The sequence below is a fragment of the Streptomyces sp. NPDC034085 genome (assembly GCF_055575555.1).
On record NZ_JBVISL010000010.1, the window covers coordinates 83,605 to 107,593 of the forward strand.

Consider the following 23,989-nt stretch of genomic DNA (forward strand, 5'->3'; position numbering starts at 1 on the left):
GTTCAGCAGCTCAGCGAAACGGCGACAGGAAGGGACAGCCCCCATGACACTCCCCCCACAACGGCACGGCACCGGATCGGACGACACGGACGGCGACGGTGACAGCCCCGGCCCCGGCCCCGGCGCGGAGCTGGCCGAGCCGGGCTTCTGGCAGCGGCCCCCCGACCAGCGTCTCGCGGCGTTCGGCCGGCTGCGGGCGCTGGACGCCCCGGTGTTCGTCCCCGAGGGCGGCGGCCACTGGGCCCTCGTACGCCACGCGGACGTGCAGGAGGCGAGCCGCCTGCCCAGGGTGTTCGCGAGCGCGCCCGGGGTGACGACGCCGGAGCCGGCCCGCTGGGTGCGGGCGCTGTTCGGGGATTCCATGGTCAACCTGGACGGCCCGGACCACGCGCAGCTGCGGAAGATCGTGCAGCGGGCGTTCACGCCGCGGCTGCTGGCGGCGGCGGAGGCGGACATCCACGCGGTCGCGGCCCGGATCGTGGACGACGTCCTCGCCGAGCACCCCGAGGAGTTCGTCTCGGCGGTGTCCTCCCGGCTGCCCCTGGAGGTCATCTGCAACATGATGGGGATCCCGGAGCACTACCGCGCGGAGATCGCCGACCGGGTCAACCACGCCTCCGAGAACATCGGTGTGGAGCGCGGCCTGGCGGCCCGGCTGCGGATGCCCGGGCGCGGGCTGCGGGCGCTGGCCCGGATGCAGCGGATGGTCGCGGGCATCGGGCGGGAGCGCCGCAGGAACCCGGCCGACGACCTGATCTCGGCCCTGGTGTGCGCGAACGTGGACGGGCAGGCGCTCGGCGCCCGCCAGCTGGGCGCGTTCTTCAGCCTGCTGATGGTGGCGGGCGTGGAGACCACCCGCAACGCGATCAGCCACGGGCTGACCCTGCTGACCGACTTTCCCGAGCAACGGGACCTGCTGCTCTCGGACTTCGAGAAGTACGCGGACGGCGCGGTGGACGAGATGATCCGGCACTCGACGCCGATCATCCAGTTCCGCCGGACGGTCACCACCGAACACGCGCTGGGCGGGCGCCTGTTCCGTCCGGGGGACAAGGTGGTGCTCTACTACGCCTCCGCCAACCGCGACGAGGCGGTCTTCCCCGACCCGGACGCCTTCGACATCACCCGCTCCCCCAACCCGCACCTGGGTTTCGGCGGCGGCGGACCCCACTACTGCCTGGGCGCGCACCTGGCGCGGGTGGAGATGAAGGCCCTGTTCCGGGAGCTGCTCACCCGGCCGGTGGGCCTGCGCGCGGTGGGGCTGCCCGATCTGGCGGGGTCCAACTTCGACAACCGGGTCCGTTCCCTGCGGTTCGCCTTCGAACGCCCCTGACGGCCGGCCGCGGCGGTGGGGAGGGGACCGGCCGCCGGGCAGGCTGGAAGCCCGGCGGCCGGGGCACGGCGGCCACCGCAGGCGCGGCGGCGGCTGCCGCGTAAGGGGGCCGGTGCCAGGGGGGTGCCCGCAAAGTCCCGCCTGCCCTGCGGGCGGCCGGCGCTACTGTGCGGACACCCCCTGGGGGGCGTCCGCCTAGCGCTGCAGGCTCTGCACCGTGACGACGCAGTGGGCGCTGCTCGTCAGCACCTCCTCGTCACCGGCGAAGGCCTGGAGGAGCTCCGCGCTCACCGGCTTGCCGGGGACGGCCTCGGGCCAGGCGCGCGTCGCGAACAGGAAGTACGCCTGCCCGCTCTCGTTCGCCGCCGCGACCCACTCGTCCGGCGCCGTGCAGGTGGCGTTCAGTCCGGGCATGGTCAGCGCGATCTGGTTGTCGGCGAGGAGGACCTTCACGTCGAACTTCTGCGGGTTCATGGTTCCGTCCATGACCACGTCGCCGATGGGCAGGCCCATCTCCTCCAGCAGCCCGCGCGCGGCCGCCTCGCCCGCCTCCCGGCCCTGCGGGCCGTCACCGAGCGTGTAGGCGAGCAGGTACGGGATGTCGTGGCCCTCGTCGGGGTCGCCGATCCAAGCGAGCACGGAAAGGGTGCCGAGCTGGGTCCGGTCGATTTCGGCTTGCGTAGAAGTCATGCGCGCACCTTAGTGCGCCCGCGCCCGGCCCTTTCACGGCCTTTCACCCGGGCGGGCTAGACCGACCAGAATCCCCCTCCGGAATTCGCCTGCATGTTCGCGTCCTGGTACTGGAGCCGCACGATCTTCTGGTTTTCCGGAATTTCGAACACGACCCATCCTTCGGCCCGCTCACCGACCGCGAGGGAATCGAAGACGAGCGGTTTGCCGGTCGTCAGTTCTCCGGTGCGCACCACCGGGTGGCGCTTGCCCGCGCCGTCGTACGCCCACATGCGCCCGAGTGGCCCGTACGAGGCGCCGCCGACGTTGACGAACGACATGGAGGCGGCCACCCAGCGCGTCCCGGCGGCCGGCCCGAAGTTCGGCTCGACGCTGACCGCCGGGTCCACGAACGCGCCCAGCACCACCTGGAGGTGACGCCCCACCTCGTGCCCCCGTACCCGTACGGAGTCACCCACATGGGCGTCCTTGTCGGTGCCCGGCAGCGCCGCCCGGTCCTGCCCGGCGGGATCCTCGTCGGCGCCGGCCGCCCCGTCGTCCACCGGGACGGCGGGCACCGCGGCGGGGGCGAGCGCGGCCCCCTCCGGGGCGCTCTGGCAGGCGGTGGCCGTGAACAGCAGGACGGGCAGCAGAGCGGGCAGCAGGGCGGACGCCAGGACGGAGGCGCGCGGACGGGGCTGACGCATACGGGAACCCCTTCGGGGATCTTCGGGGCGGGGAGCGACTCCCGCCAGTCTCACGCGCCCGAGCGGGGAATTGCACTCACCGACACGGGCGCGCGGGACGAGTCGCCCGCCAATTGCCAGCACAATGCGTTCCGTCGGAATCCCGCCACCGCACCCACCTGGAGGAACAATGCGCACGCCCGCCCGCCGAATGGCCCTCGGGGCCTTCTCCGCCCTGGCCGCGACGGCCCTGTTCACCACTCCCGCCCACGCCACCGTTTTCCATCAGGCGATTTCCCTGCGGTCCGGAGCGCACCTCGCCGAGGACGGCTCCGTCACCCTTTCCGGCACCTACCACTGCGAGACCGCGTCACCCTCGGGGGCGGTTCAGATCAAGGCCACCGTCGTGCAGGACGCCTCCCGGCTGAGCATCGGCGCCGGCCAGGTCGTCTGTGACGGCGCCGAACACTCCTGGGTGGCCCGCAGCCCGCTCACCGGGGGCATCCGGCCGGGCCGCGCCAGGGCCGTGGCCGAACTCCAGGAGATCCACTTCGCGGGTCTGATGCCGCGCGCCGTGGACACCGTCGCGCAGGACGCGAAGGACATCGACGTGGTCGAGGTGACCGGGCAGCGGTGACCCGCGTGGTCCACCCGGCAGGTCCGGCAGCCGCCCCCACCGGCACTCGGGCCGGGACCCGGCGGCCGCCGGCCCCGGCCCCGGACCACCGCAGCCGGCCCCGACCCCCGGCCGTCACGCGGCAGCCACCACCCGCACGCGGCCGCCTCCGTCAGCGGCACTCCGGCGCGACGCCCGTCATCGACATGAACGCGACCCGCTGGCACCCGGGGTCCGTGTGCGGGCGCCCCGTCGTCCAGTCGACCACCGCCCGGTCCCCGGCCGCCGGCAGCAGCAGCGCCGGCACCACCACCAGCACCGCCACGGCGGCGACCGCGACCGCGCCCCCGGTCAAGCGGCGCACGGTACCCCCTGAAGCAGCGGGGCGCCCGGGGAGAGGGGCAGCTCCCGCAGAGCCAGCATCCGTTCCATGGCCGCATCATCACCCCGCCCCCCGCACCCCACAACCGGAGCGCGTCACCCGGTGCCGCGCGCGCTGCCGCCGGCGTCGAACTCGCACCAGACGGCCTTCCCGTCGCCCCGCGACTCCACCCCCCAGTGCACGGCCAGCGCGTCCACCAGCAGCAGCCCGCGCCCCGTGGTGGCGGCCTCCCCCGGGGTGCGCCGGCGCGGCCACACGCTGGAGCGGTCCTTGACCCACAGCCGGATCCGCCGCACCGGCTCCGGCAGCACCTCCATGGTCAGCACCGCCCCGCCGTCGGTGTGCAGCAGGGCGTTGACCAGCAGCTCCCCCGCCGCCAGCTCGACGTCGTCGGCCAGTTCGGCCATGCCCCAGTCGCGCAGGGCCTGCCGCAGCGCGTAGCGGGCCTCCGACAGGCCCTCCGGGTCGGCCTGGTGGACGTACTGGTGGATGCGCGGCGCCCGGTGCGTGCCCGGGTCCGGGGCCCGGCGCAGCACCAGCAGCGCCACGTCGTCGCCGGAGCCCCAGCGCTCCCAGAGCCGGTCGGAGAGGTGGTCGGCGAGGGCTCCGGCGCCCTGGGGGCCGCTGCGGACGGCGTGGGCCAGGGCCTCCATGCCGTCGGTGATGGCGGTGCCCGGTTCCTCCACGAGCCCGTCCGTGCACAGCACGAGCGTCTCGCCGGGCACCAGGTCGAGGCGGGTCTCGGGGAAGTCCTCCTGTTCGAAGACGGACGCCAGGCCGAGCGGCAGGCCGCCCCGTACGTTGGGCCAGCCGGTACGCCCGTCCGTGTGCCGGATCAGCGGGCCGAGGTGGCCCGCGCGGACGGCCCGTACGCCTCCGGTCTCCAGGTCGACCTGTGCGTACATGCAGGTGGCGAAGCGCTCGGTGTCGAGTTCCGCGAGGAAGCGCGAGGCCCGCGCGAGCACGGTGGACGGCGGGTGCCCCTCGCCCGCGTAGGCGCGCAGCGCGATGCGCAGCTGGCCCATGATGGCCGCCGCGTGCGTGTCGTGGCCCTGTACGTCGCCCACGACGATGCCGACCCGGTCGCGGGGCAGCGCGATGACGTCGTACCAGTCGCCGCCGACCTCGCGCCCGCTCCACGCGGAGTGGTAGCGGACGGCGATCTCCGCTCCGCTGATCTCGGGGATGCGGCGGGGCAGCATGGCGGCCTGGAGGCCGGTGGCGAACTCCCGTTCCTGGTCGAAGAGGAGGGCCCGCTGGAGGGACTGGGCGACGATGCCCGCGAGGCCCAGGCACAGGTTGCGCTCCTCCGGGCTGAAGTCGTTGCGCCGGCGGTAGAAGAGGACGAGGCCGCCGATGGCCTTGGCCTGGGCGATCAGGGGGAGGTAGGCGGCGGCGTCGTAGCGGATGCGGCGCAGGTAGTCGGCGAGGAGCGGGAACTCGCCGGCCAGGTCGGTCAGCGAGGTGACGAAACGTGCCTTCCTGGTGAGGACGGCCTGGGAGAGCGGCAGCGAGCCGTCCAGGCGGGTGAACTTGCGTTCGCTGAGGATTTCGAGGGTCTCCCCGCTCAACGCGATGATCTTGATGGCGCCGTTCTCGACCAGTCCCAGCGCCAGCCCGTCCGCGCCGAGCCGCTCCAGTGCGCCCGCGCCGGTCAGGGCGGCCGTCACGTCGTCGACGGTCACCGCCCGCGACAGGGCCTCCGTGGTGCGTTGCACGATGGCGGCCTGCTGGACGCGGGCGCTCTCCAGCCTGCGCAGCACCGTCGCGTGGGCAAGTTCGGCCGTCGCGTCCCGGACGATCCCGACGATGCGCAGGGGCCGGCCGCCCGCGTCGCGCAGCACCCGGCCGGTGGTGTGGGTCCACTGGTCGCGGCCGTCGCGCCGGCGGACCGTGAAGTACGAGCCGTACGTCGCCCCGCCGCCCTCCAGCACGCCGGTCACGGTGTCCGAGAGCCGGGCCGCGTCATCGGCCGGGATGCGCAGGCCGAGGCCTTCGGGGGTGTCGTCGAACTCGGCCGCCTCCAGGTCGAAGACGGCCAAGCCGGCCTCGTCCAGGACGAGGGCACCGCTGTCGAGGTTCCATTCGAAGCTGCCCATGCCGTTGAGCGCGAGCCGCTCCGCCGGGCCCGTCACGAGGCCAGGAGTGCCCTGGTCCGGTTCGTCGCGCTCCGCCGCTGCCACGAGAGACACACCACCTAACGGCCTGGCCAGCACGGCTGGGAGATGAGCCGCTCCCACTCCTCGTCAGGATGCCCCGGAAGGGTGCGTCCGGCCTCCTGCCAGCGCTTGACCAGGGAGAGGTAGATCGAGGGCTGGTCGCCGGAGCCGAAAGGACCGGAGGACCACGACCCGTACGGTGTGCCGGCCGCCGCCCGGGGCTGCGTGCCCGCAGTCCGCTGCGGTGCGCCCGCCGGCGTCCACGGCGGCGGTGTCCCCGGCGCCGTCCGGGGCGGTGTGCCCGTGGCCGCCGCCTGCGCCGGGGGCTGCTCCCCGCGGCTGGCGGGGATGCGCACCCAGCCACGGCCTCCCTGTGCTCGCTCCGCGTCCATCGCGGACCCCTCTCAGGTGGATCTCAGCGTAGATACGTCTCGGGACGCCCGGCGGCGGCCCGGACCGGCCGGACACCGCCGGAGGTACCCGGCAGCGGACCCCGCGCGCCGAGGCGGCTGCGGACTCCCTTCACCAGTCTCCCCGCCGTGAACCCCGCACCGTGCACGAATCGCATGGAAGGTCCGAATGAGGGAGCCGTCAGCAGCCCCGCGAAGAACAGCCCCGGCCAGGAGGATTCGAAGCCCGGGCTCAGTTCCGGCGTGCCGCTGCCGCCCACGGTGGCCAGCGCGGCCCGCAGCCGGGCGTCGAGCAGTTGCAGCCGGTCCAGGCGGGCGGTGAACCCGGTCGCCGCGATCACGTGCGCGGTGTCCAGTACGACGGACTCCCCGGCGGCCGTGGTCAGCCCGAGCCGGGTCCGGCCGCCCACCGCCACCGCCCGGTGCAGCCGGTGCCCCATGAGCGCGGGCACCCGCCGCTCGAAGCGGTCCCGCAGCCACCACGCCCCGGCGGGCCCCAGCGCGGTGGCGGCGATCCGCTCCCGCGTCGGCGCGGGCAGCCGCCGCACCGCCCACGGCAGCTCCGACCACGCCCAGCTGCGCCATCCGGTGCCCAGACCGCTGTGCGGGTCGCGCAGGGCGCGCCGCAGCGGCCGCTCCAGGGGCTGCGGGACGGTGTTCCAGTTCAGCCGGGACCGCCGGGCCACCAGGCACGGCCGGGCCCCCGACTCGGCGAGCAGCGCCGCCGTCTCCAGCGCGGCCTGTCCCGCGCCCAGGACGGCCACCTCGCGCCCGGCGAAGCGGGACAGGTCGCGGTGGCCGCTGCTGTGCGAGTAGTGGGTCGGGGGCAGCTCGCGCAGCGCCGCCGGGCAGTGCGTGAAGGGCATCACCCCGACGGCCAGGGCCACCGTACGGGCGAGCAGCGGCGGCCCGTCGGCAGTGCGGACCAGGAAGCCGTCGCCCTGCGGGGTGACCTCGGTGACGGTGCGCTCCTCCACCTCGGGCAGGCCGGCATGCCGGGCGAACCAGAGCCCGTACGCGCTGAAGGTGCCGATCGGCAGCGGGTCGCCGTGCTCGGCCCTCAGGCCGCGGGTGGCGCAGTAGTCGGCCAGGGTGTAGCGGCCGTCGGGCGCGGAGAGGTTGGAGGACCACGGCTCCGACTTGAGGTACATGCCCTCGGGCATGTGGTCCCGCCAGGACGCCATGGGCCGGCCCAGGATCCGCACGCCGAGCCCGGCCGCCGCCGCGTGCGCGGCGATCGACAGCCCGTACGGACCGGCGCCGACCACCACGAGATCGTCCGTCCGCCTCACGGCCACTCCTCCCACCGGCTCAGCACCGGATCGTCACCGGATCACCAGCTCGTCCGGCTCCGCCGGTGCCTCCGGCGGAGCCTGGCGGCCCGGCGCTGCGGACTGCGGCCGCGTGCGGGGCCGTTCGCCGCCGCGCCGGTGCGGGGCCCGCACCGCGCGGGCCCTGCGCCGCCCCTGCGCGGGAACACCCCGCAGGGCGCGGGCGCCCTTGTCCAGGCCGCGCCCGAGGAGGGCGCCGAGCATCGCCAGGAACGGCCACGGGTCGTCGGGCGCGAACCAGGCCGTCTCCACCCGCCCCCGCTCCCCGCGCGGCAGCGCCCGCCCCGGGCCGGCGGCGGGGGCGGGGGCCGCCGCGGCGCGGCGGGGCAGCGTGCGTCCCCGTACGGCGGCCAGCAGCGCGTAGTTCTCCGCCACGAAGACCCGGCCGGGGCCGCCCGAGGGCGCCGGTACCCGCTGGCCCGTCAGGTCCAGGTACAGCGCCTGGACCACGTCCAGCCCCGCGTCGTCGGCGAACAGCCGGAACTGCGCGCCGGGGCGCGGGTTGAAGTCCACCAGGCGGACGGTCCCGCGCTCGTCCCGGCGGAAGTCGAGGTCCAGGATGCCCTGGTAGCCGAGCCGTTCGGCGAGCCGCAGCCCCGCTTCCTCCACCGCCGGGTCCGGCAGCCAGCGGCCGACGGCCGTCAGCCCCGTCCGCACCGGCCAGGACAGCTCCTTGCGGCCCGACCCGGCCAGCAGCGGACGCCCGCCCCGGCCGAACGCCCCGTGGAAGAACCAGTCCGTGTCGGGTCCGGCGGGCAGGAACCGCTGGAGCAGCAGCCGGCTCCCCGCCTCGGCGGAGCGCTCGTACAACCGCCGCGCCCCGGCGGCGGTGTCCACCAGCGTGGTGCTCCGCAGCCCGGCGCCCGCGGGCAGCAGCCACGGCCGGCTCCACTTCGCCACCACCGGCAGCCCGAGCCGCCAGGCGGCCCGCGCCGCCTCGCCGCCGCTCGCCGGCACCACCGTCTGCGGGTGCGGGACGTCCCAGCGGGCGCAGAGCCGTGCCAGTTCCGCCTTGTCCGCCACGCGGGCGGGCAGACCCTCGGGCTGATGGGGCATCCGGAAACGGTCCGTCAGCACCGGTGCCATCCGCGCCAGCGCGATGGCGCTCAGGTCGTCCATGGCCACGAGCACCGCCGGCCGCCCGATCCGCTCCGACACCCCGACCAGGCATTCCAGCAGCGCCTCGGGCGCCTCGGGATCCAGCCCGCCCGCCGGACCGGCGTGCACGGCACGCAGATAGCGCGAACGCCCCACGGGACCTCCCCCGGCTTCGACGACGGCATGGACCTCCACGCCCCTGCGCCCCAGGGATCTGACGGCGCCGAGGGTTCCGTGGTGGAACGGATTGCGATCGAGTCTGAGCAGAACAGCGGGCACATGGCCGTCGAACGCGTACATGGGAACGGGGTCTTTCACCTAGTCGGACCAAGCGGAGAGGATGCGCAGCTGCGAATGGCCTACGCAGCGGTCACCGGACAGGCCATTCGTCAGATGTGATGCCTAACGTCGTGTGGAAGCACACCGGTTAGCGAAAGCACGGGAGACGCCATGCCCAGACCACGCCACCGCCTGGTGAGCACCTGCGTCGGTACGGTCACGGCCGGGCTGCTCGCCACCGGCGCCGCGCTCGCCGCCCCGGACGACGACCCTCCGCAGGGCGCCGACACCGCCATGGGCGCCTACCTCGGCTACGGGCCGTCCGGGGTCGCCCGGATCCCGTACCTGTCGCAGTGGCTGGGCGGCAGGGAGATCCGCGTCGGGCACACCTATCTCCCCGGTGAGCAGTGGTCCGGCGTCGAGGGCGACGTGGAGTTCCTCGAGGAGTGGGCCGAGTGGCGCCGCGCCGAGAAGGACCGGATGTTCGTGCTCAACGTGCCCATGCAGGCCCGCAACGAGGAGCGGGTGCCGGACTGGGAGGTGGCGCAGCTGATCCGGGCCGGCGCGGAAGGCCAGTACGACCGGCACTTCCACAAGCTCGCCGAGCGGCTGGTGGCGCTGGGCGTGCCGGACACGGTGGTCGTGCTCGGGTGGGAGATGAACGGCACCACGTACACCCACCGCTGCGCGCCCGACCCGCGGAACTGGAAGGCGTACTGGCGGCGCGTCGTCAACACGATGCGCTCCGTCCCCGGACAGGCGTTCAAGTTCGATTTCGCCCCCAACCGGGGGACGGACGCGATCGGCTGGACCACGTGCTACCCGGGCGACGACGTGGTCGACGTCATCGGCATGGATTCGTACGACCAGGGGCCCGGACGGACCTTCGAGGAGCACGTCAGCCAGCCGTACGGGCTCCAGCAGCACGTCGACTTCGCGAAAGCACACGGCAAGCGGATCTCGTTCCCGGAGTGGGGGCTGTTCCGCAACGGCGACAACGCGCAGTACGTGCGGCAGATGCTGAAGTGGATCGAGCAGCACAAGCCGCTCTACCACACGATCACCGACTACTGCCCGCACGGCGTGTGGCGGTGCAAGCAGAACCCGCAGTCGGCGCTGGTCTTCCGCGAGGCGTTGGGCGAGCCCCGGGCGGCCGAGCCGACGCCGGTGGTCCCCACGCCGGTCATTCCGACGCCCGTGGTCCCCACGCCCGTCATCCCGACGCCCGTGGTCCCGACGCCGGTGGTCCCGACGCCGGTGGTCCCGACGCCCCAGATCCCGACGCCGGACGTCCCGACGCCCGTCCCGGCCCCCAGTCCCAAGGACTCGGTGCCGCCCGTGCGGCCGCCGTCCCCGTCCCCCGACGCCCCGGAGCCCGCGCCCTCGCCTTCCAGCCCGTCCCCGAGCCCGCTGGCACCGCGGCCCGAGCCGACCCGGCCCACCCAGGCGCCCAAGCCCGAGCCGAAGCCGGAGCCGAAGCCCGAGCCCAAGCCCCAGCCGAAGCCCGAGCCGAACGACAGCAGGCAGTGGTGCGTCCCGCTCGACTTCGGCGACTGGCTGAACTCGATCGTCGGCAACCAGTCGGTCTGCGTCAGCTTCGACTGGGGCAAGAACTTCTGGCCCTTCTAGCCCTTCCGGCCCTCCCGGACCTTCCTGCCCTTCCACCCCTTCCAGCCGTGCCGTCCCTTCCAGGCGGGTCATCGCACCCGCAGTTCGTTCAGCCGCGCCCGCCAGTCCCGGGCGGCCGGCAGCGCCTCGCGCAGCGCGTCCACCGCCCGCTCGCGCCCCGTGATCTGCGACTCGTGCAGCCGCAGCAGGGGCGCGAGCGCGTGCGTGGCCAGCAGCAGGCGCCGGTTGACCACCGTCTCGGGCCGCCAGTGGTTCTTGTACGGCTCGTTGCCGCGCAGGAAGCTCACCACCGGCCGGCCGTCCGCGAGGGCCCGGCCCGCCTCGTAGCGCAGCAGCAGCGTCGCGACGTCCACCTTCCGCTCGCGCAGGTCCGGATCGGCGCCGTACAGGTAGCCGCCGCTCAGCGAGGCTGACAGCAGCGTGATGTTGGCCGCCACCACCTTGCCGTCCAGCCGGAACTCGGTCAGCCGGCCCTCCCCGGCCCGCACCATCCGCCTGGTCGCCCGGGTCAGGTGCTCGGCGAAGCGGGGCCGCAGGTGCTCGGGCGTCACCCCGCGGCCCCGCCACTGCTTCTCGTGCAGGCGCAGCAGGGTCCGTACCGCCTGCGGCACCTCCCGTTCGGTGACCTCGTGCTCCTCGATCCCGGCCGCGTCGGTCTTGCGCAGCTTGGCCCGCACCCGCTGGCCGCCCGAGGACGGCATCCGCTTGACGAGCTGGTCGAAGGGCAGCGCGGGCAGCTCCATGCAGGTGGAGTCGGTGAGCGTGCTGCTCACCCCGGGCCACGCCGCGCACACCTGTTCGGCGGCGGCCCCGGGCCGCACCTCGCGCAGGTCCACCACGGCACTGCGGGCGGCCCGGTGCAGCCCGTGGGCCAGGGCGGGCACGACCTGGGCGGCGTACTCGGCGGCGACGAGCACGTCGAAGTAGTCGGTGATCGCACCGCCGAGCGGCACCAGCCGCGGCAGCGGCCGGTGTACGAGCATCAGCGCGGCCGCACCGACCAGCTCCTCGCCGCGCCGTACGAGCAGCAGCCGCAGCCGGCCGTCCTTCCCGTACGACAGCCACCAGGAGTGCAGCCAGGCGTGGCTCTGGAAGGGGGTGGCGGTGGGGCAGTTGCGCACGAGCCGGGTCCAGGACTCCTCCAGCGCGGCGAACTGCCGGGGGTCCCGGCACAGCGTCACCGACAGGGCCCCGGCGGAGCCGTGCGTCATCGCACGGACTCCTTCTCCTTGGTCTCGGTGTGCTCGCCCTGCGCGGGCAGCGAGGCGTACTCCTCCACCACCGGGACGGCCTCCTCCTGCGTACGGCGGCCCGTGCGGGCCGGGCGGGCCAGCATCCACAGCCCGCCGAGGAGACCGCCCGCGCACAGCCCCACGGCTCCGCTGACGGGGGCGGACGGGGAGGCGGGATCGGCGGGCGCGACGGCCTGGTTGAACAGCAGCAGCTGCACACCGGTGTTCTTCGCGGCCGTGTTGCTGCTCAGCGAGAGGGCGTCGGCGACGGCGTTGGCGATGTCGGCGGCCTCGGAGGGGCTCGTGGAGGTCCCGGTGACGGCGATCATCGGAGAGTCGGGGGAGGTCTCGGCGCGGACCTGGGTGCGCAGCTGCCGGGCGTCGATGCCCGCGCGGGGCTGGGCGTAGGCGAGGGTGGAGCTGCTGGTCGCGATCCGGCCGTAGGCCTGGGCGAAGCCGAGGGCGGTGGCCGGCTCGGTGGTCTCGTTCGGTACGGCCACGACGTAGCTGGTGGCGGCGTACTCGGGGGCCTTGAGCACCCCGTACGCACCGCCCGCGGCCAGCCCGAGCAGGGCGCAGGCGGGCAGCGGCCACCACGCGGGCGGCGGCAGGAGCCTGAGCCTGCGCTTCTTCTCCGAGCGGTGGTCGGACTTCTTCTGGTCGGCGGTGTCGGCCATGTGCGGTGCCTTCCTGGGAGGAGGGGAGTTCGGGGGCCCCGGCCGTTCCCCTGGCCGGGGGTGAAGCTGAAGGGGGGCTCGACCGGCCCGTACGGGCGTCCGTCCGGCGCTCAGCCCGATCCGGCCGGGGCCTGCGGCGACTCCTGCCCGGCCGGTGTTCCAGGCGCGGGGGCCGGGGCGGGGCCGCGCGGCTCCGCCGCCGGCGCCGGCTCCGACCCGACCGGGGCCCCGGACCCCGGCCCCGGCACGGGCGCCGGCACCGGCGCGGCCAGCGCGAGGGCGTAGACGTCCAGCAGCTGCCGCGCCGTGCGCGCGATGTCGTACCGGCGCACCACCGGGGGCGGCGGGAGCCGGCGCGCGCCGGCCTCCATGTGCCCGCGCAGCGCGGCGACGAGCTCCTCGGTGCCGGTGCCGATCCGCCGCGCCCCGGGGGCCTGTGCGGCGGGCAGGTCGTCGATGGCGGGGCAGGTCACGTGCAGCACCGGCAGCCCGGCGGCCAGCGCCTCGACGACCGCGAGCCCGAACGCCTCCTCCCGCGAGGGGGAGACGAAGACGTCCATGGCGGCCAGCAGGGCGGGGATCCCGGGGGTGCGCCCGTCGGGGCTGTCGCCCAGCGGGTCCCGCTCGCCCAGCAGGTGGATCCGGCCCTGTGCGCCCAGTTCGGCGGCGAGCAGCCGCAGCGCGGCCCGTTCGGGGCCGTCCCCGGCCAGCAGCAGGTGGGCGCCGGGGAGTGCGGCGACGGCCCGCACGAGTACGTCGAACCGCTTGCCCGGCACCAGCCGTCCGACGCCGCCCACCACGAAGGCCCGTTCCGGCAGCCCGGTCCGGGCCCGGGCAGCGCGGCGTACGTCCTGGTCGAAGCGGAAGCGGGCGGCCTCGATCCCGTTCGGGACCACGTGCAGCCGGGCGGCGGGCACCCCCCACGCCTCCAGCCGGGCGGCGACGGTGTCGGACACCGCCACCGTGGCCGCGCCGAGCCGTTCGCTCGCCAGGTACAGGGCCCGTACCCCGCCGGTCAGCGGCCGGCCCTCGATCTCGCCGTCCCCGAGGGAGTGTTCGGTGGCCACCGTCGCCGGGACGCCCGCGAGCCGGGCCGCGAGGCGTCCGTACACGCAGGCCCGGTACAGGTGCGTGTGGACCAGGTCGTAGCGGCCGCGCCGGATGAACCGCGCCAGCCGCGGCAGCGCGCCCAGGTCCCGGTTGCCGCGCATGCCCAGGTGCACCACGCGCACCCCGTCGGCCCGCAGCCCTTCGGCGACGGGGCCGGGGTTGGTGAGGGTCAGGACGTCGCAGGGCATCGGCATGTGCCGCAGCAGCAGCCGCAGCTGCTGTTCGGCGCCGCCGACGCCGAGCCCGGTGATGACGTGCAGGGCCTTGACGTCCTTCACGGCAGCACCCGCACCCTCCTGCGCAGCTCGCGCACCTGGTGCCGCAGCTGCTTGACGCGCAGCCGCACCGGTCCGTCGGCCTGGCTGACGTGGGTGCGCGGCAGGGCGTGCCGGCCCGTGAGCCGGCCGGGGGCGATGGCGCAGGCGTAGTCGTAGCCGGCGGCGCGGGCGGCGTCGGTGACCCGGGCGTCGAGGTGGCCGTACGGGTAGCAGAAGCCCTCGGGCAGGGTGCCGGTGAGTTCGCGCAGCAGGTCGCGGCTGCCGCGCAGCTCCTGCTGGAGGACGTCGCCGGGGGCGGTGGTGAGGTCCTGGTGGAGCAGCCCGTGCGAGCCGATCTCCGCTCCCTCGGCGGCCGCTTCGCGGATCTGCTCGGCGGTCAGCAGGGGCTTGCGCGGCCCCAGCGGGTCCCACACGTTGTCGACGCCGAGCCGGCCGGGCAGTACGAACAGGGTGGCCGTGCAGCCGTGGCGGCGCAGCAGGGGCAGGGCGCGGGTCAGGAAGTCGGTGTAGCCGTCGTCGAAGGTGAGTCCGACGAGTCCGCGGCCGCGCCCGGCGGAGCGGGCCCGCAGCAGCTCGCCGACGCCGACCCCGCGCAGCTTGCGGGCGCGCAGCCACAGGAGCTGGGCCTCCAGGGCGCGCGGGGTGACGGTGATCCCGTACGGGTCCTCGGCGGGGTCGGTGAACTCGGCGACCGAGTGGTACATCAGGACCCACGGGAAGGCGCCCCGGCGGGCGGGGCCCGTCACGGCGGCGGGCGCCGTGTCGGTGTCAGCGGACATTGCGGAACCTCTGGGTGAGCCGGGCGATCCGGGCGGTGGTCTGGGAGCCGAGCTGGGCGATCTGGCCGGGCAGGGCGGTGATCTCCAGCGCCCGTATGGCCATCCCGGTGGCCCCGAACATGGCGGGGATCAGCAGGCAGCCGAGGGCGGCGCTGAGCATCGGGTCGGCGATCATCGGGCCGGCGAGCCAGCCGGTGCCGCAGGCGGCGGCGGCCGCGACGGCGAGGCGGGCGATGCTGACGGCGACCCGGCGGACCTGGATGGCGACGATGCGGGAGCCGAGGCCGGTGAGGAGGAGGGCGGCGGTGGTGGTGATGCCGGCGGCGTTGGCGGCGGCGATGCCGTGGATGCCCCACCAGCCGACGGCGAGGGCGCCGGCGACGATGTTGACGAGGAGTCCGGCGCCCATCGCGAGCGCCGGGAACCAGGTGGGCCGGGAGGTCGAGAAGAAGGGCCGGGACAGCGCGCCGACGAGGCAGTGGCCGAGGAGTCCGAGGCCGTAGACGCGCATGGCGGACGCGGTGGCGAGGGTGTCCTGGTGGGTGAAGGCCCCGCGTTCGAAGAGGACCTGGATGATCTGCGGGGCGTAGCCGATGACGAGCGCGCTGCCCAGCAGGACGGCGAGGGCGGCCAGGGCGAGGTCCTGCTCCACCCTGCGGCGGGCCTTCTCCCGTTCCCCGCCGGCCATGGCCTGGGCGACGACCGGGAAGGTGACGGTGCAGATCATCAGGGAGAGCACCATCGGCATCTGCGCGACCTTCTGCGCGTAGTTCAGGTGCGAGATGGCGCCCGGGGGGAGGGAGGCCGCGAGGAAGCGTTCGACGAGTACCTGGGACTGCCGGAAGACGGCGAAGAAGATCACCGGGGCGATGACGCCGAGGGCGATGAGGGTGGGCCGGTCGCGGTCGCGCTGGCTGCGCGGGGCGCCCTTGGGGCGACTGGGGGCGAAGCCCACGTTGCGGATGAAGGCGGGCAGTTGGACGAGGGCCATCAGCAGCCCGCCGACGGCGACTCCGGCGGCGGCGGCCCGCACCCCCCACAGGGTGTGCAGGGCGACCATGGTGGCGATGATCCCGACGTTGTACGAGACGTAGATCGCGGCGGGCGGCAGGAACGACCGGTGGGCGCGCAGGGCCGCGCTGAAGTACCCGGCGACGCCGAAGGTGACGACGGTGAGGGCGGTCAGCCGGGTGCACTGGACGGCCAGTTCGGGGTCCGGCAGGCCGGGTGCGAGGACGCCGACGACGAGCGGCGCGGCCACGATCAGCACGGAGGCCACGGCGGCCAGGAACACGGCGAGCCGGGGCAGGGTCGCGCCGACGAGCAGCCGTACGGGGTCGGCCGCGCGGGCCTCCCTGCGGGTGAGCCCGGCCCGGCTGGCGGCCCGGCGGGCGAGGGCGTGGCTGAAGGCGGGCACCATCAGCAGGGCCATGGCGTCCTCGATCAGCAGGGTGGAGGCCATCTCGGGCACGGTCCAGGCGATGAGGAACGCGTCGCTGTCGTGCCCGGCGCCGAAGAGGTGCGCGATGGTCTGGTCCCGTACGAGCCCGAACACGGCCCCCGCGGCGGTCAGTCCGGCGGTGACGGCAGCGGCCTTGGCGAGGAACCGCCCGAGCGGAGCCCCCGTACCGCCGCCGGGCCTGCCGGCTCCGGGCCCGCCCGGGCCCGGGCCCCCGGCGGGCCGGGGCCGCCCCCGCCGGGCGGGAACGCGCCCGACGCCGGCCCGACCGCCACCACCGCCCGCACGGAGCACACCACCACCACGCACACCACCACCCGCACCGCCGGGCGCACCGCCGGGCGCACCGAGCATGCCACCACCCCGCGCACCACCGCCCGCCCCACTGGGCACGCCGAGTACGCCGCGACCACCGCCCGCACCACCACCCGCCCCCAGCGCGCCACCACCACCCCGCGCACCACCGGCCGCCCCACCGGGCACACCGAGCACACCCCCACCACCGCGCGCGCCACCACCCGCCCCACCGGGCGCGCCAAGCACGCCGCCACCACCGAGCGCAGCACCCGGCGCACCGGCACCGCCCGCCCCACCCGGCACGCCCGGAACACCGCCACCACCGAGCGCACCGCCACCACCCGCCCCACCGGGCGCGCCGAGAACACCACCACCGCCCAGCGCGCCGCCACCGCCGCCCGCAGCCGGACCCCCTCGCCGCACGTCCACCGCCGCCACCGGGTCCCCGCCCGCCGGCACCGGTTCCCGGGCCGCGGGTGCCGGGTCGGCGGAGCCCGCCGCCGGGGCGCCGCCGCGGGCCGCCACCGCGTAGCCGCTCCACGTGGCTTCCCGGGCGTCCGCCGCCCGTACGCCGTTCCGCACGTCCGCCCCCCACCGCTCTGCCGTCATCCGGCCCCCTCCCGCCCCGCCCGGCCCCGTGTCCGGCGCGCCGGGCGCACGCCCGTGCCCGTGGGGCGGCAGGGCCGGCCGCCCGTCCCCCGGTGTCCCGGCCCCTCCCGGGCCGTCGGATCCCGGCGCGCCCGTACCGGGGGCCGGGGCGGTTCCCGCGGAGCCCGCGGCCGCGGCGACTTCGGTCGCCGCGGCCGCGGGCCGCCGCCAGGGAGTCGTGTCGGTCACCGGCCGGCCGGCCCCTCGGCGGCCCGCGGGCCACAGGCGGCGGCCGCGTCCCGGCCGCTCGGCCTCGGCCCGTCGCCGGTCCGGCCGCGGACGGGCGCGAAGGCACCCCCGGCACGGCCGGAGGCGGCCACCTCGTCCCCGGGCCCCCCGGAGGGCAGGGCCCACCAGGCCGCCAGGCCGATGATCACCCCGGTCAGCACGGTGGACGGCCCGCCGATGTCCGCGTACAGGAAGTCGGTCAGCTGCCACACGAACAGCCCGACCGCGATCAGCCCGCAGTCCCGCACCGCCCCGTCGGACCCCACCGCGCACCGCCGCAGCCCGGCGACCAGCAGCGCGGCCCAGCCGCCCGCCAGGGCGAGCAGCCCGACGAGGCCCTGCTCGCCGAGGATGAGGAGGTACATGTTGTGCGGGGACAGCAGCGGCTGCTTGACGAACGCCTGTCCGGCGCCGGCGGTGTCGCTGCCGGAGGACAGCCCGAGCGAGGAGTGGCCGTCCCGGTGCGCGGGGAAGCCCTTGAGGCCCACCCCCACCGCGGGCCGCTCCCGCCACATCGACTCGGCGGCCGCCCACATCGTGTAGCGGTCCGTCACCGACTGGTCGGGGGCGCTGGAGACCTGGGTGATCGAGTTCAGCCGCTCCGCGACCATCTCGGAGCCCAGCCCGAGCCCGCCGACCAGCACCACGCCGACGGCGGCCAGCGCCACCAGCACCCGCAGGGCCCGCCGGATCCCGGCCATGGCCATCACCAGCACCGCCGCCCCGAACGTGGCGATCCAGGCGCCCCGGCTGAAGGACAGCACCAGCGGCAGCACCAGCGCCAGCGCGCACGCCCCGGCGGTCCGCCGGACGCGCCGGGGCAGTCCGGGGGCGAGCGCGGCGGCGGTCGCGACGACCAGCCCGTACGCGACGACGGTGGCCATGCCCATCACGTCACCGGGGCCGAAGGTCCCCACGGCGCGCACGTCCTCGCCCTGGTACGAGGCACCGGTGTGGGTGGCGTACTGGACGACCCCGACCGCTCCCTGCACCAGCGCCAGCACCACGAAGCAGCCGGCGGCGAGCCGGAACTCCCGGGCGTCGCGCACCAGCAGCACCACGGCCGCCGGGACCAGGACGAAGACCTGGAGGTAGCGCACGAACCCGGGCAGGGCGGCGTACGGGTCTCCGGCGGTCATCGTGGCCACCGCGAGGCCGACCCCCGGGGCGCCGAGCACGAGCACGCCCAGCGGGGTCAGGGTCCGCACCCGGCCGCGCAGCGCCTGGACGCCGCAGACGAGCGCGAGCAGCAGCGAGGCGGCGTCGGCGGGGCCGACCTTCCCGGAGGCGGTCGCGTCGCCCGCGGGCAGCGGGGCGAGGAGGAACAGGACGGTCGCGGCGAGCGGCAGCAGCGGCCAGTGCCGGCGCAGCGGGCCCGGGTCCGGGGCGAGGACGGAGCCGGAGACGGCGAGGGTCATGCTCAGCTCCCTCCCAGCCGGAAGCGGAAGAAGGAGGCGGCGGTCCGGGCCAGGATCCACAGGTCCTGCCACAGCGACCAGGTGTCGATGTAGTGGTTGTCGAAGCGGGCCCGGTCCTCGATGGAGGTGTCCCCGCGCAGCCCGTTGATCTGGGCGAGGCCGGTGATGCCGACGGGCATCCGGTGGCGGGCCTCGTACCCGGGGTGGACGGTGCTGAACTTGGCGACGAAGAAGGGCCGTTCGGGACGGGGCCCGACCAGGCTCATGTCACCGCGCACGACGTTCCACAGCTGCGGCAGCTCGTCCAGCGAGGACTTGCGCAGGAAGGAGCCGACCGGGCTCATCCGGCGGTCGCCGGCCACCGTCCATCGGGTGGCGGACTCGTGCGCGTCGGCGCGCAGGGTGCGGAACTTCAGCAGGGTGAAGGGCCGTCCGTAGAGGCCGACCCGCTCCTGGCGGAAGATCACCCCGGGGCCGTCGGAGAGCCGCACGGCGAGGGCGCAGGCGCCCATCACGGGCGCGGCGGCGATCAGCGCGAGGGTGGCCAGGCAGGAGTCGATGGCCCGCTTCGCGCACCGCTCCAGCGGCCGGGAGGGGCGGGGCAGCAGCGGCTGTACGGCGTACCCCCACAGCTGGTCGGCGGGCTGCGCGACGCGCATGCCGGTGACCTTGGCGGTCCCGGCGGGGTCGGCGAGCCAGAGCCGGCAGCCGTGGTCGTGGAAGAGCCGGACCAGGGAGGCGGTGCGTTCGTCGGCCTCGGGCGGACAGGTGAAGACGGCGTGCCGGACGGAGTTCTGGATGACGGCGCGCCGGACGTCCTCGTGGGTGGCGAGCACCGGGAGCGGGCCGCCGTCCCCGTCGGCGGGAGCGGCGGTGTCGGCGATCCCGACCGGCCGCAGCCCGTACTCGCGGCGTCCGTGCAGGGCGGCGGCGACGGCGCCGGTGCCCTCGCCGGGGCCGACCACGAGCGCCGAGGCGGGCCGCCGCAGGGCGGAGCGGCGGCGGAGCCGGTGGACGAGGCCGCGTCCCGCGCAGGCCAGTACGGCCTGGAGGCAGACGGCGCCGAGCAGCACGCTCCAGCCGAGGGCGCGTCCGGGCGCGGCGGCGGCGAGTACGGCGGCGGCCCCGCACCACAGCACGGCGGCGCGTGCGGCCAGCGCGGGCAGGTCGAGCAGGGCGGAGGGTGCGAGGCGGGGCCGGTAGAGCCCGGCGTGGGCGTGCAGGGCGGTGAGCAGCGCGGCGGCGGGCAGGGCCGCTCCGGCCGGCAGGGTGCCGGCGGGCAGGGCGGTCGCGGTGACGGCGGCGGCGAACGCGTCGGCGGCCAGCAGCGCGGCGAGGCCCTCGCGGCGGCGTGCCCGCTGCGGCCGGACGGCGGCGCGGGCCTGGCCGGCGCGGGGGCCGCGCGGGGGGTGGATGGCGGTCACGGCACGGCGGGCTTCGGCGGGAGCCGAGGGGGCGAAGGCGCTGCCGCCGGCGTGCCCCGTGCCGCCCTGCCCGGTGTGCCGGGCGGGTGCGCTGTCCATCGTCATCGGCTGATGCGCTCCTGGTTCAAGGGCCGGGGCCTGCCCAGCAGTTCGTGGTACAGGCCGGTGACCGCGTCCGTGGTCCGCCGCACGTCGAACTCCGTCCGGGCGTGCTGCTGGGCCTGCTCCCCGAGTTCGGTGAGCAGCCGCGGTTCGGCGAGCAGCCGTCCCAGGGCCTTGGCCAGTGCCGTCGGGTCCTCCGGCGGCACCAGGCAGAGCCGGCCCTGGCCGGACGGCAGGCTCTCCCGGGCGCCGCTGACGTCGGAGACCAGGACCGGGCGGCCGCAGGCCATGGCTTCGAGCGGGGCGAGCGCCATGCCTTCCCACCGCGACGGCAGTACAACGAGATCGGCGGCGTGAAGCCACGGTCGGATGTCGGCGGCGGCGCCCGCGAAGTGGACCGCGGGCGGTGCGGTGCGGCGCAGCCGCTCGGCGTCGGGGCCGTCGCCGACCAGGGCGAGGCGGGCGTCGGGGACGGTGCCCAGCACCTCGGGCCAGGCGCGCAGCAGGATGTCCTGGCCCTTCTGCGGGCAGAGCCGGCCGACGCACACGGCGAGGGGGCCCCGGCCGGGCAGCGGGAGTGCGGCGCGGGCTTCGGCGCGGCCCTCGTCCCCGCCGGGGGGCGGGCGGAAGCGTTCGAGGTCGACGCCGTTGCGGACCACCGACCAGCGGGCGGTGATCCCTTCGGAGGCGCCCGCCCGGCGTTCGGCCTCGCTGACGCAGAGCACCCGGTCGGCCCAGCGGGCGCCGATCCGCTCCCAGCGCAGGGCGAGGGCGGCGGTGGCGCCGCCGACGGCGTCGAAGGACCAGGCGTGGGGCTGGAACACCGTCGGCACGGAGCCGCGTACGGCCAGCCGCCCGGCGAGCCCCGCCTTGGCGCTGTGGGCGTGCAGCAGGTCGGGGCTCAGGCGCCGGATGAGCCGGGCGGCGGCGAGCACTTCGGCGGGCAGGGCGGGCCCGGGGGACCGTCCGGCGCGCCAGGTGTGCACCTCGGCCCCGGCGGCGCGGGCGCCGTCGGCGAGCGTGCCGCCGCGCGGGCAGCCGACGAGGACGCGCAGTCCCGCGGCGGTCTGCGCCCGTACGAGGTCGGTGACGACGCGGGCGACGCCCCCGTCGACGGGCTGGACGAGGTGGAGGACGGTGAAGGGGGAGCCGGAACCGGCGGGTGACGGGTCGGGCGAGGGGTGTTTCGGCACGTGGAGTGGTCTCCTGCGTTCAGCGGCGTGCGTCTGTCTGAACGAAGAGCACACCGAGGAATTGGCCCTGACTTTCGCCCGCGAACCGGAAACTGAGGTTGCGGGCTCCACCGGACAGGGCGGGACTCAGGTCGAACACGTCCGCGTCATATCCGAGATTATTCATATGTTCGGGCTGTCGCACGAACGAGGGACGTCCGAATTCCGTGATCGTGGAATTCATAACATCATTAAAAGGATTTTCTGCATCGCTGACGTCAACCCGGCGGCCGCTGTCGGCGGTCACGGTGAGCGAGTCCCCGAGGGCCCCCCGGTCCCCGTCGTACGCCACCACCCCGGCCTTGCCCGAGGCGCCGGGCGCCGCGTCCAGGCCGGCCATCTCCACCGTCTCCCCGGCGGCCTCGCCGGCGCCGGCGGCCAGGGACTCGAAGCCGTCCCAGAGCGAGATCCGGCGCAGCGGCTCCTGCGGGTGCTCGTAGGCGACCACCAGCGTCCAGCCGCCCCAGGCGCCCGCCGCCGAGTGCCCCATGGCGACGTTGAGCTGGGCCACGGTCCACATCCCGGCCCCGCCCTTGCGCACCAGCGGGGTCACGTCGGCCGAGGCCTGGTAGGCGTCGCTGCCGCCGTCGGTGTGGTGCCCGATCACGGTGTCGGCCAGCACCGCCTTGTACGCGCCCCCGGGCTCGGCGACCAGCACCCGCCCGTTGTCCTCCGGCGGCTTCTGCTCCCCCACCCGCAGGTTCCCGCCCCAGTACAGCCGCGCGTACGAGACCTTCGCGCCCTGCGGGACCTTGAGCTCGGCCCGGGTGGAGTTGTAGGTGTCCGGATCCTTGTCGACCTCGTCGTAGAACATCTCGAAGTCGCCGTTGACCCCGGCCGCGCCCTTCTTGACCTCGGCGCACGGCTCGGCCTGCTCGTTCTCCTGCCGGCGGCAGCTGATGGCGGAGTTGGAGGCCCGGACCAGCCCGCCGTGCTGGACGGCCTGGTAACGCTGCGTGAAAGGAACCCGGGGCAATTCACGCATCCCGGCGGGCGCCGCGGCGCCGGCTGCGGGCACGTGTGCGGAAAGCGTGAGGCAGGACAGCAGGCCGAGCGTGCCGAGGATTCTGCGGGAGGAACCCATGACCCTGTCTCCATTTTCGATCAAGGGGTCAAAACAGGAGTGAACTTTGTCAGAAATCAGGCTGGAAATCACGCCGGACTCGCTCGTACGGCCTTTTGGGCGATAGCACGCACCCTTGAAGCGGGCGCGTCGTTATGCGGGTGCACCATTGTTCGAACCGAAAGGAAAATCGGAGATGAAGAAGAGGCTGATGCGCGGCGGCACCTTGGCGGTCGCGGGTGCGGCGCTGCTGATGGGCGGCGCGGGCCTCGCCTCCGCGCACGGCGGTGCCACGGCGGACGGCGTCGCCGCCGGCTCCCCCGGCGTGCTGAGCGGCAACCTCGTCCAGGTTCCCGTCCACGTCCCGGTGAACGTCTGCGGAAACACCGTCAACGTCATCGGGCTGCTGAACCCCGCGTTCGGCAACACGTGTGTGAACGCCTGAACGTCAACCGCGCCACCCGAAACGGCGGCATCCGGGTGAAGTCACGCAACCCGAGCCGGGGCGGAGCCGTTGATCCGGGTGCTCCAGTACCGGGCAATCCTGCAAAAAAGGGACGATAATGATCAAGAAGTTCGCGGCCGGCGCAGCGGTTGCAGCCACCACCGTGGGTCTCGGTGCCGCCATGGCCCCGCAGGCGATGGCCATCGGGAACGACAACGGCATCAACACCGTCAACGGCAACAACTCCGCGCAGATCTACGGCAACCAGGCCACCTACGGCAACATGAGCCCGCAGATGGCGCTCATCCAGGGCTCCTTCAACAAGCCCTGCATCGCCCTGCCGGCCAAGGTCAACGCCCAGTCGCTGCTCGCGCTCGTCAACGTCGGCGTCCAGGACATCCCGGTGCTGTCGAGCCCGCAGAACCAGCAGTGCACCGAGAACTCCACCCAGGCCAAGGGCGACGAGGCCCTCTCGCACATCCTGGAGAACATCCCGATCCTCTCCGGCAACGCCTCCGCCGGCAGCTGATCACGCACCACCCCGAGCGAGGCCGTCGCACCCCCGGGTCGCGGCGGCCTCGCCGCATTCCGGGCCCGGCTCATTCCGGCCGGCCGTGAAAATAGCGGCCGGAATTCACGTACCGGAAGCGGGGCCCCGGGCTGAATTGCCCGAGACCCCCGGAAATTCTTCGGTTTCTTTTTCCGGGCCCACTCGTTGATATCTGTGCAGCGGATACACCTCTGCGGGAAGGAACGAAAGAAAAATGAAGTACAAGAAGGCAGTGGTGCTGGCCGCCGGCGCGCTGATGGCCGCCGGTGTCGCCTCCCCCGCCATGGCCGACGCGGGTGCCCACGGAGCCGCCCTGAACTCCCCCGGCGTCCTGTCCGGCAACCTCGTGCAGGTCCCGGTCCACATCCCGGTGAACGTCTGCGGCAACACCGTCAACGTCATCGGGCTGCTGAACCCCGCGTTCGGCAACACCTGCGTCAACAGCTGACGTAGCG

The 23,989-nt window shown here is 75.0% G+C and carries 22 protein-coding genes; 6 read left to right on the forward strand and 16 right to left on the reverse strand.

Annotated elements, in window-relative coordinates; all coding sequences use genetic code 11:
* Positions 1–43: 43 nt before the first annotated feature.
* The gene (locus ACZ501_RS28520; RefSeq protein WP_468799329.1) at positions 44–1,333 is read left to right on the forward strand and encodes a cytochrome P450; all 1,290 of its coding nucleotides are present in this window, start codon (positions 44–46) and stop codon (positions 1,331–1,333) included.
* Between the two features lie 195 nt (positions 1,334–1,528).
* Here the strand turns inward: ACZ501_RS28520 and ACZ501_RS28525 are convergent, their stop codons facing one another.
* Complete coding sequence (locus ACZ501_RS28525; protein ID WP_361597479.1) at positions 1,529–2,023, reverse strand: DUF5949 family protein; 495 nt, start codon at positions 2,021–2,023, stop codon at positions 1,529–1,531.
* Between the two features lie 56 nt (positions 2,024–2,079).
* Complete coding sequence (locus ACZ501_RS28530; RefSeq protein WP_361597482.1) at positions 2,080–2,709, reverse strand: DUF4352 domain-containing protein; 630 nt, start codon at positions 2,707–2,709, stop codon at positions 2,080–2,082.
* Positions 2,710–2,878: 169 nt separating this feature from the next.
* On the opposite strand from ACZ501_RS28530, the gene ACZ501_RS28535 reads away from it, so the two are divergent.
* Positions 2,879–3,325: a DUF6299 family protein gene (locus tag ACZ501_RS28535; protein WP_468799331.1), complete on the forward strand. Its 447-nt coding sequence runs from the start codon at positions 2,879–2,881 to the stop codon at positions 3,323–3,325.
* Positions 3,326–3,476: 151 nt separating this feature from the next.
* Here ACZ501_RS28535 and ACZ501_RS28540 read toward each other — a convergent pair whose 3' ends face one another.
* The 4 genes from ACZ501_RS28540 to ACZ501_RS28555 form a co-directional block, all read right to left on the reverse strand.
* The gene (locus ACZ501_RS28540; protein WP_361597488.1) at positions 3,477–3,668 is read right to left on the reverse strand and encodes a hypothetical protein; all 192 of its coding nucleotides are present in this window, start codon (positions 3,666–3,668) and stop codon (positions 3,477–3,479) included.
* A 113-nt stretch (positions 3,669–3,781) separates the two neighbouring features.
* The gene (locus ACZ501_RS28545) at positions 3,782–5,869 is read right to left on the reverse strand and encodes a SpoIIE family protein phosphatase (RefSeq protein ID WP_468799459.1); all 2,088 of its coding nucleotides are present in this window, start codon (positions 5,867–5,869) and stop codon (positions 3,782–3,784) included.
* A gap of 391 nt (positions 5,870–6,260) precedes the next feature.
* Complete coding sequence (locus ACZ501_RS28550; RefSeq protein ID WP_468799333.1) at positions 6,261–7,547, reverse strand: NAD(P)-binding domain-containing protein; 1,287 nt, start codon at positions 7,545–7,547, stop codon at positions 6,261–6,263.
* A 33-nt stretch (positions 7,548–7,580) separates the two neighbouring features.
* Positions 7,581–8,984 (reverse strand): carboxylate--amine ligase, encoded by a 1,404-nt coding sequence (locus ACZ501_RS28555; protein ID WP_468799335.1) that lies wholly within the window; start codon positions 8,982–8,984, stop codon positions 7,581–7,583.
* A 150-nt stretch (positions 8,985–9,134) separates the two neighbouring features.
* Between ACZ501_RS28555 and ACZ501_RS28560 the strand changes: the two genes are divergently transcribed.
* Positions 9,135–10,592 carry a glycoside hydrolase family 26 protein gene (locus ACZ501_RS28560; protein ID WP_468799337.1) on the forward strand — a complete coding sequence of 486 codons (1,458 nt, stop codon included), beginning with the start codon at positions 9,135–9,137 and terminating at the stop codon, positions 10,590–10,592.
* Positions 10,593–10,660: 68 nt separating this feature from the next.
* Here ACZ501_RS28560 and ACZ501_RS28565 read toward each other — a convergent pair whose 3' ends face one another.
* The 10 genes from ACZ501_RS28565 to ACZ501_RS28610 all read right to left on the reverse strand — a co-directional run bounded on the left by ACZ501_RS28565 (position 10,661) and on the right by ACZ501_RS28610 (position 22,632).
* Entirely contained in the window at positions 10,661–11,803 is a 1,143-nt protein-coding gene (locus ACZ501_RS28565; RefSeq protein WP_361597500.1) for a GNAT family N-acetyltransferase, read from the reverse strand.
* Positions 11,800–12,501 (reverse strand): YveK family protein, encoded by a 702-nt coding sequence (locus ACZ501_RS28570; protein WP_468799339.1) that lies wholly within the window; start codon positions 12,499–12,501, stop codon positions 11,800–11,802. The genes ACZ501_RS28565 and ACZ501_RS28570 overlap by 4 nt, the downstream gene beginning before the upstream one ends.
* A gap of 110 nt (positions 12,502–12,611) precedes the next feature.
* A complete protein-coding gene (locus ACZ501_RS28575; RefSeq protein ID WP_468799341.1) occupies positions 12,612–13,889 on the reverse strand; it encodes a glycosyltransferase in 1,278 nt (425 codons plus the stop codon).
* Complete coding sequence (locus ACZ501_RS28580; protein WP_361611027.1) at positions 13,886–14,668, reverse strand: polysaccharide deacetylase family protein; 783 nt, start codon at positions 14,666–14,668, stop codon at positions 13,886–13,888. The genes ACZ501_RS28575 and ACZ501_RS28580 overlap by 4 nt, the downstream gene beginning before the upstream one ends.
* Entirely contained in the window at positions 14,658–16,223 is a 1,566-nt protein-coding gene (locus ACZ501_RS28585) for a lipid II flippase MurJ (RefSeq protein ID WP_468799343.1), read from the reverse strand. Before ACZ501_RS28585 ends, ACZ501_RS28580 begins: the two co-directional genes overlap by 11 nt.
* Positions 16,224–16,237: 14 nt before the next feature.
* Positions 16,238–16,816: a hypothetical protein gene (locus ACZ501_RS28590; RefSeq protein ID WP_468799345.1), complete on the reverse strand. Its 579-nt coding sequence runs from the start codon at positions 16,814–16,816 to the stop codon at positions 16,238–16,240.
* Positions 16,817–17,257: 441 nt separating this feature from the next.
* Positions 17,258–18,718, reverse strand: coding sequence for an O-antigen ligase family protein (locus tag ACZ501_RS28595; protein WP_468799347.1), 1,461 nt, complete (start codon positions 18,716–18,718; stop codon positions 17,258–17,260).
* Between the two features lie 2 nt (positions 18,719–18,720).
* Complete coding sequence (locus ACZ501_RS28600; RefSeq protein WP_468799349.1) at positions 18,721–20,247, reverse strand: exopolysaccharide biosynthesis polyprenyl glycosylphosphotransferase; 1,527 nt, start codon at positions 20,245–20,247, stop codon at positions 18,721–18,723.
* Entirely contained in the window at positions 20,244–21,437 is a 1,194-nt protein-coding gene (locus ACZ501_RS28605; RefSeq protein ID WP_468799351.1) for a glycosyltransferase, read from the reverse strand. Before ACZ501_RS28605 ends, ACZ501_RS28600 begins: the two co-directional genes overlap by 4 nt.
* A 19-nt stretch (positions 21,438–21,456) precedes the next feature.
* Complete coding sequence (locus tag ACZ501_RS28610) at positions 21,457–22,632, reverse strand: DUF3344 domain-containing protein (protein ID WP_468799353.1); 1,176 nt, start codon at positions 22,630–22,632, stop codon at positions 21,457–21,459.
* A gap of 118 nt (positions 22,633–22,750) precedes the next feature.
* Between ACZ501_RS28610 and ACZ501_RS28615 the strand changes: the two genes are divergently transcribed.
* The 3 genes from ACZ501_RS28615 (at position 22,751) to ACZ501_RS28625 (ending at position 23,982) form a co-directional block, all read left to right on the forward strand.
* Positions 22,751–22,984: a chaplin gene (locus tag ACZ501_RS28615; protein ID WP_361607578.1), complete on the forward strand. Its 234-nt coding sequence runs from the start codon at positions 22,751–22,753 to the stop codon at positions 22,982–22,984.
* 118 nt (positions 22,985–23,102) lie between these two features.
* Positions 23,103–23,513 carry a rodlin gene (locus tag ACZ501_RS28620; RefSeq protein WP_361607566.1) on the forward strand — a complete coding sequence of 137 codons (411 nt, stop codon included), beginning with the start codon at positions 23,103–23,105 and terminating at the stop codon, positions 23,511–23,513.
* Between the two features lie 235 nt (positions 23,514–23,748).
* Positions 23,749–23,982 (forward strand): chaplin, encoded by a 234-nt coding sequence (locus tag ACZ501_RS28625; RefSeq protein ID WP_361607563.1) that lies wholly within the window; start codon positions 23,749–23,751, stop codon positions 23,980–23,982.
* The last annotated feature ends 7 nt before the right edge of the window (positions 23,983–23,989 follow it).

Bases quoted from the DNA above. Each gene is read 5' to 3' on its own strand.
- ACZ501_RS28520 (WP_468799329.1), top strand. From the start codon at position 44: ATGACACTCCCCCCACAACGGCACGGCACCGGATCGGACGACACGGAC.
- ACZ501_RS28525 (WP_361597479.1), bottom strand. From the start codon at position 2,023: ATGACTTCTACGCAAGCCGAAATCGACCGGACCCAGCTCGGCACCCTT.
- ACZ501_RS28530 (WP_361597482.1), bottom strand. From the start codon at position 2,709: ATGCGTCAGCCCCGTCCGCGCGCCTCCGTCCTGGCGTCCGCCCTGCTG.
- ACZ501_RS28535 (WP_468799331.1), top strand. From the start codon at position 2,879: ATGCGCACGCCCGCCCGCCGAATGGCCCTCGGGGCCTTCTCCGCCCTG.
- ACZ501_RS28555 (WP_468799335.1), bottom strand. From the start codon at position 8,984: ATGTACGCGTTCGACGGCCATGTGCCCGCTGTTCTGCTCAGACTCGAT.
- ACZ501_RS28560 (WP_468799337.1), top strand. From the start codon at position 9,135: ATGCCCAGACCACGCCACCGCCTGGTGAGCACCTGCGTCGGTACGGTC.
- ACZ501_RS28565 (WP_361597500.1), bottom strand. From the start codon at position 11,803: ATGACGCACGGCTCCGCCGGGGCCCTGTCGGTGACGCTGTGCCGGGAC.
- ACZ501_RS28570 (WP_468799339.1), bottom strand. From the start codon at position 12,501: ATGGCCGACACCGCCGACCAGAAGAAGTCCGACCACCGCTCGGAGAAG.
- ACZ501_RS28580 (WP_361611027.1), bottom strand. From the start codon at position 14,668: ATGTCCGCTGACACCGACACGGCGCCCGCCGCCGTGACGGGCCCCGCC.
- ACZ501_RS28595 (WP_468799347.1), bottom strand. From the start codon at position 18,718: ATGACCCTCGCCGTCTCCGGCTCCGTCCTCGCCCCGGACCCGGGCCCG.
- ACZ501_RS28600 (WP_468799349.1), bottom strand. From the start codon at position 20,247: ATGACGATGGACAGCGCACCCGCCCGGCACACCGGGCAGGGCGGCACG.
- ACZ501_RS28615 (WP_361607578.1), top strand. From the start codon at position 22,751: ATGCGCGGCGGCACCTTGGCGGTCGCGGGTGCGGCGCTGCTGATGGGC.
- ACZ501_RS28620 (WP_361607566.1), top strand. From the start codon at position 23,103: ATGATCAAGAAGTTCGCGGCCGGCGCAGCGGTTGCAGCCACCACCGTG.
- ACZ501_RS28625 (WP_361607563.1), top strand. From the start codon at position 23,749: ATGAAGTACAAGAAGGCAGTGGTGCTGGCCGCCGGCGCGCTGATGGCC.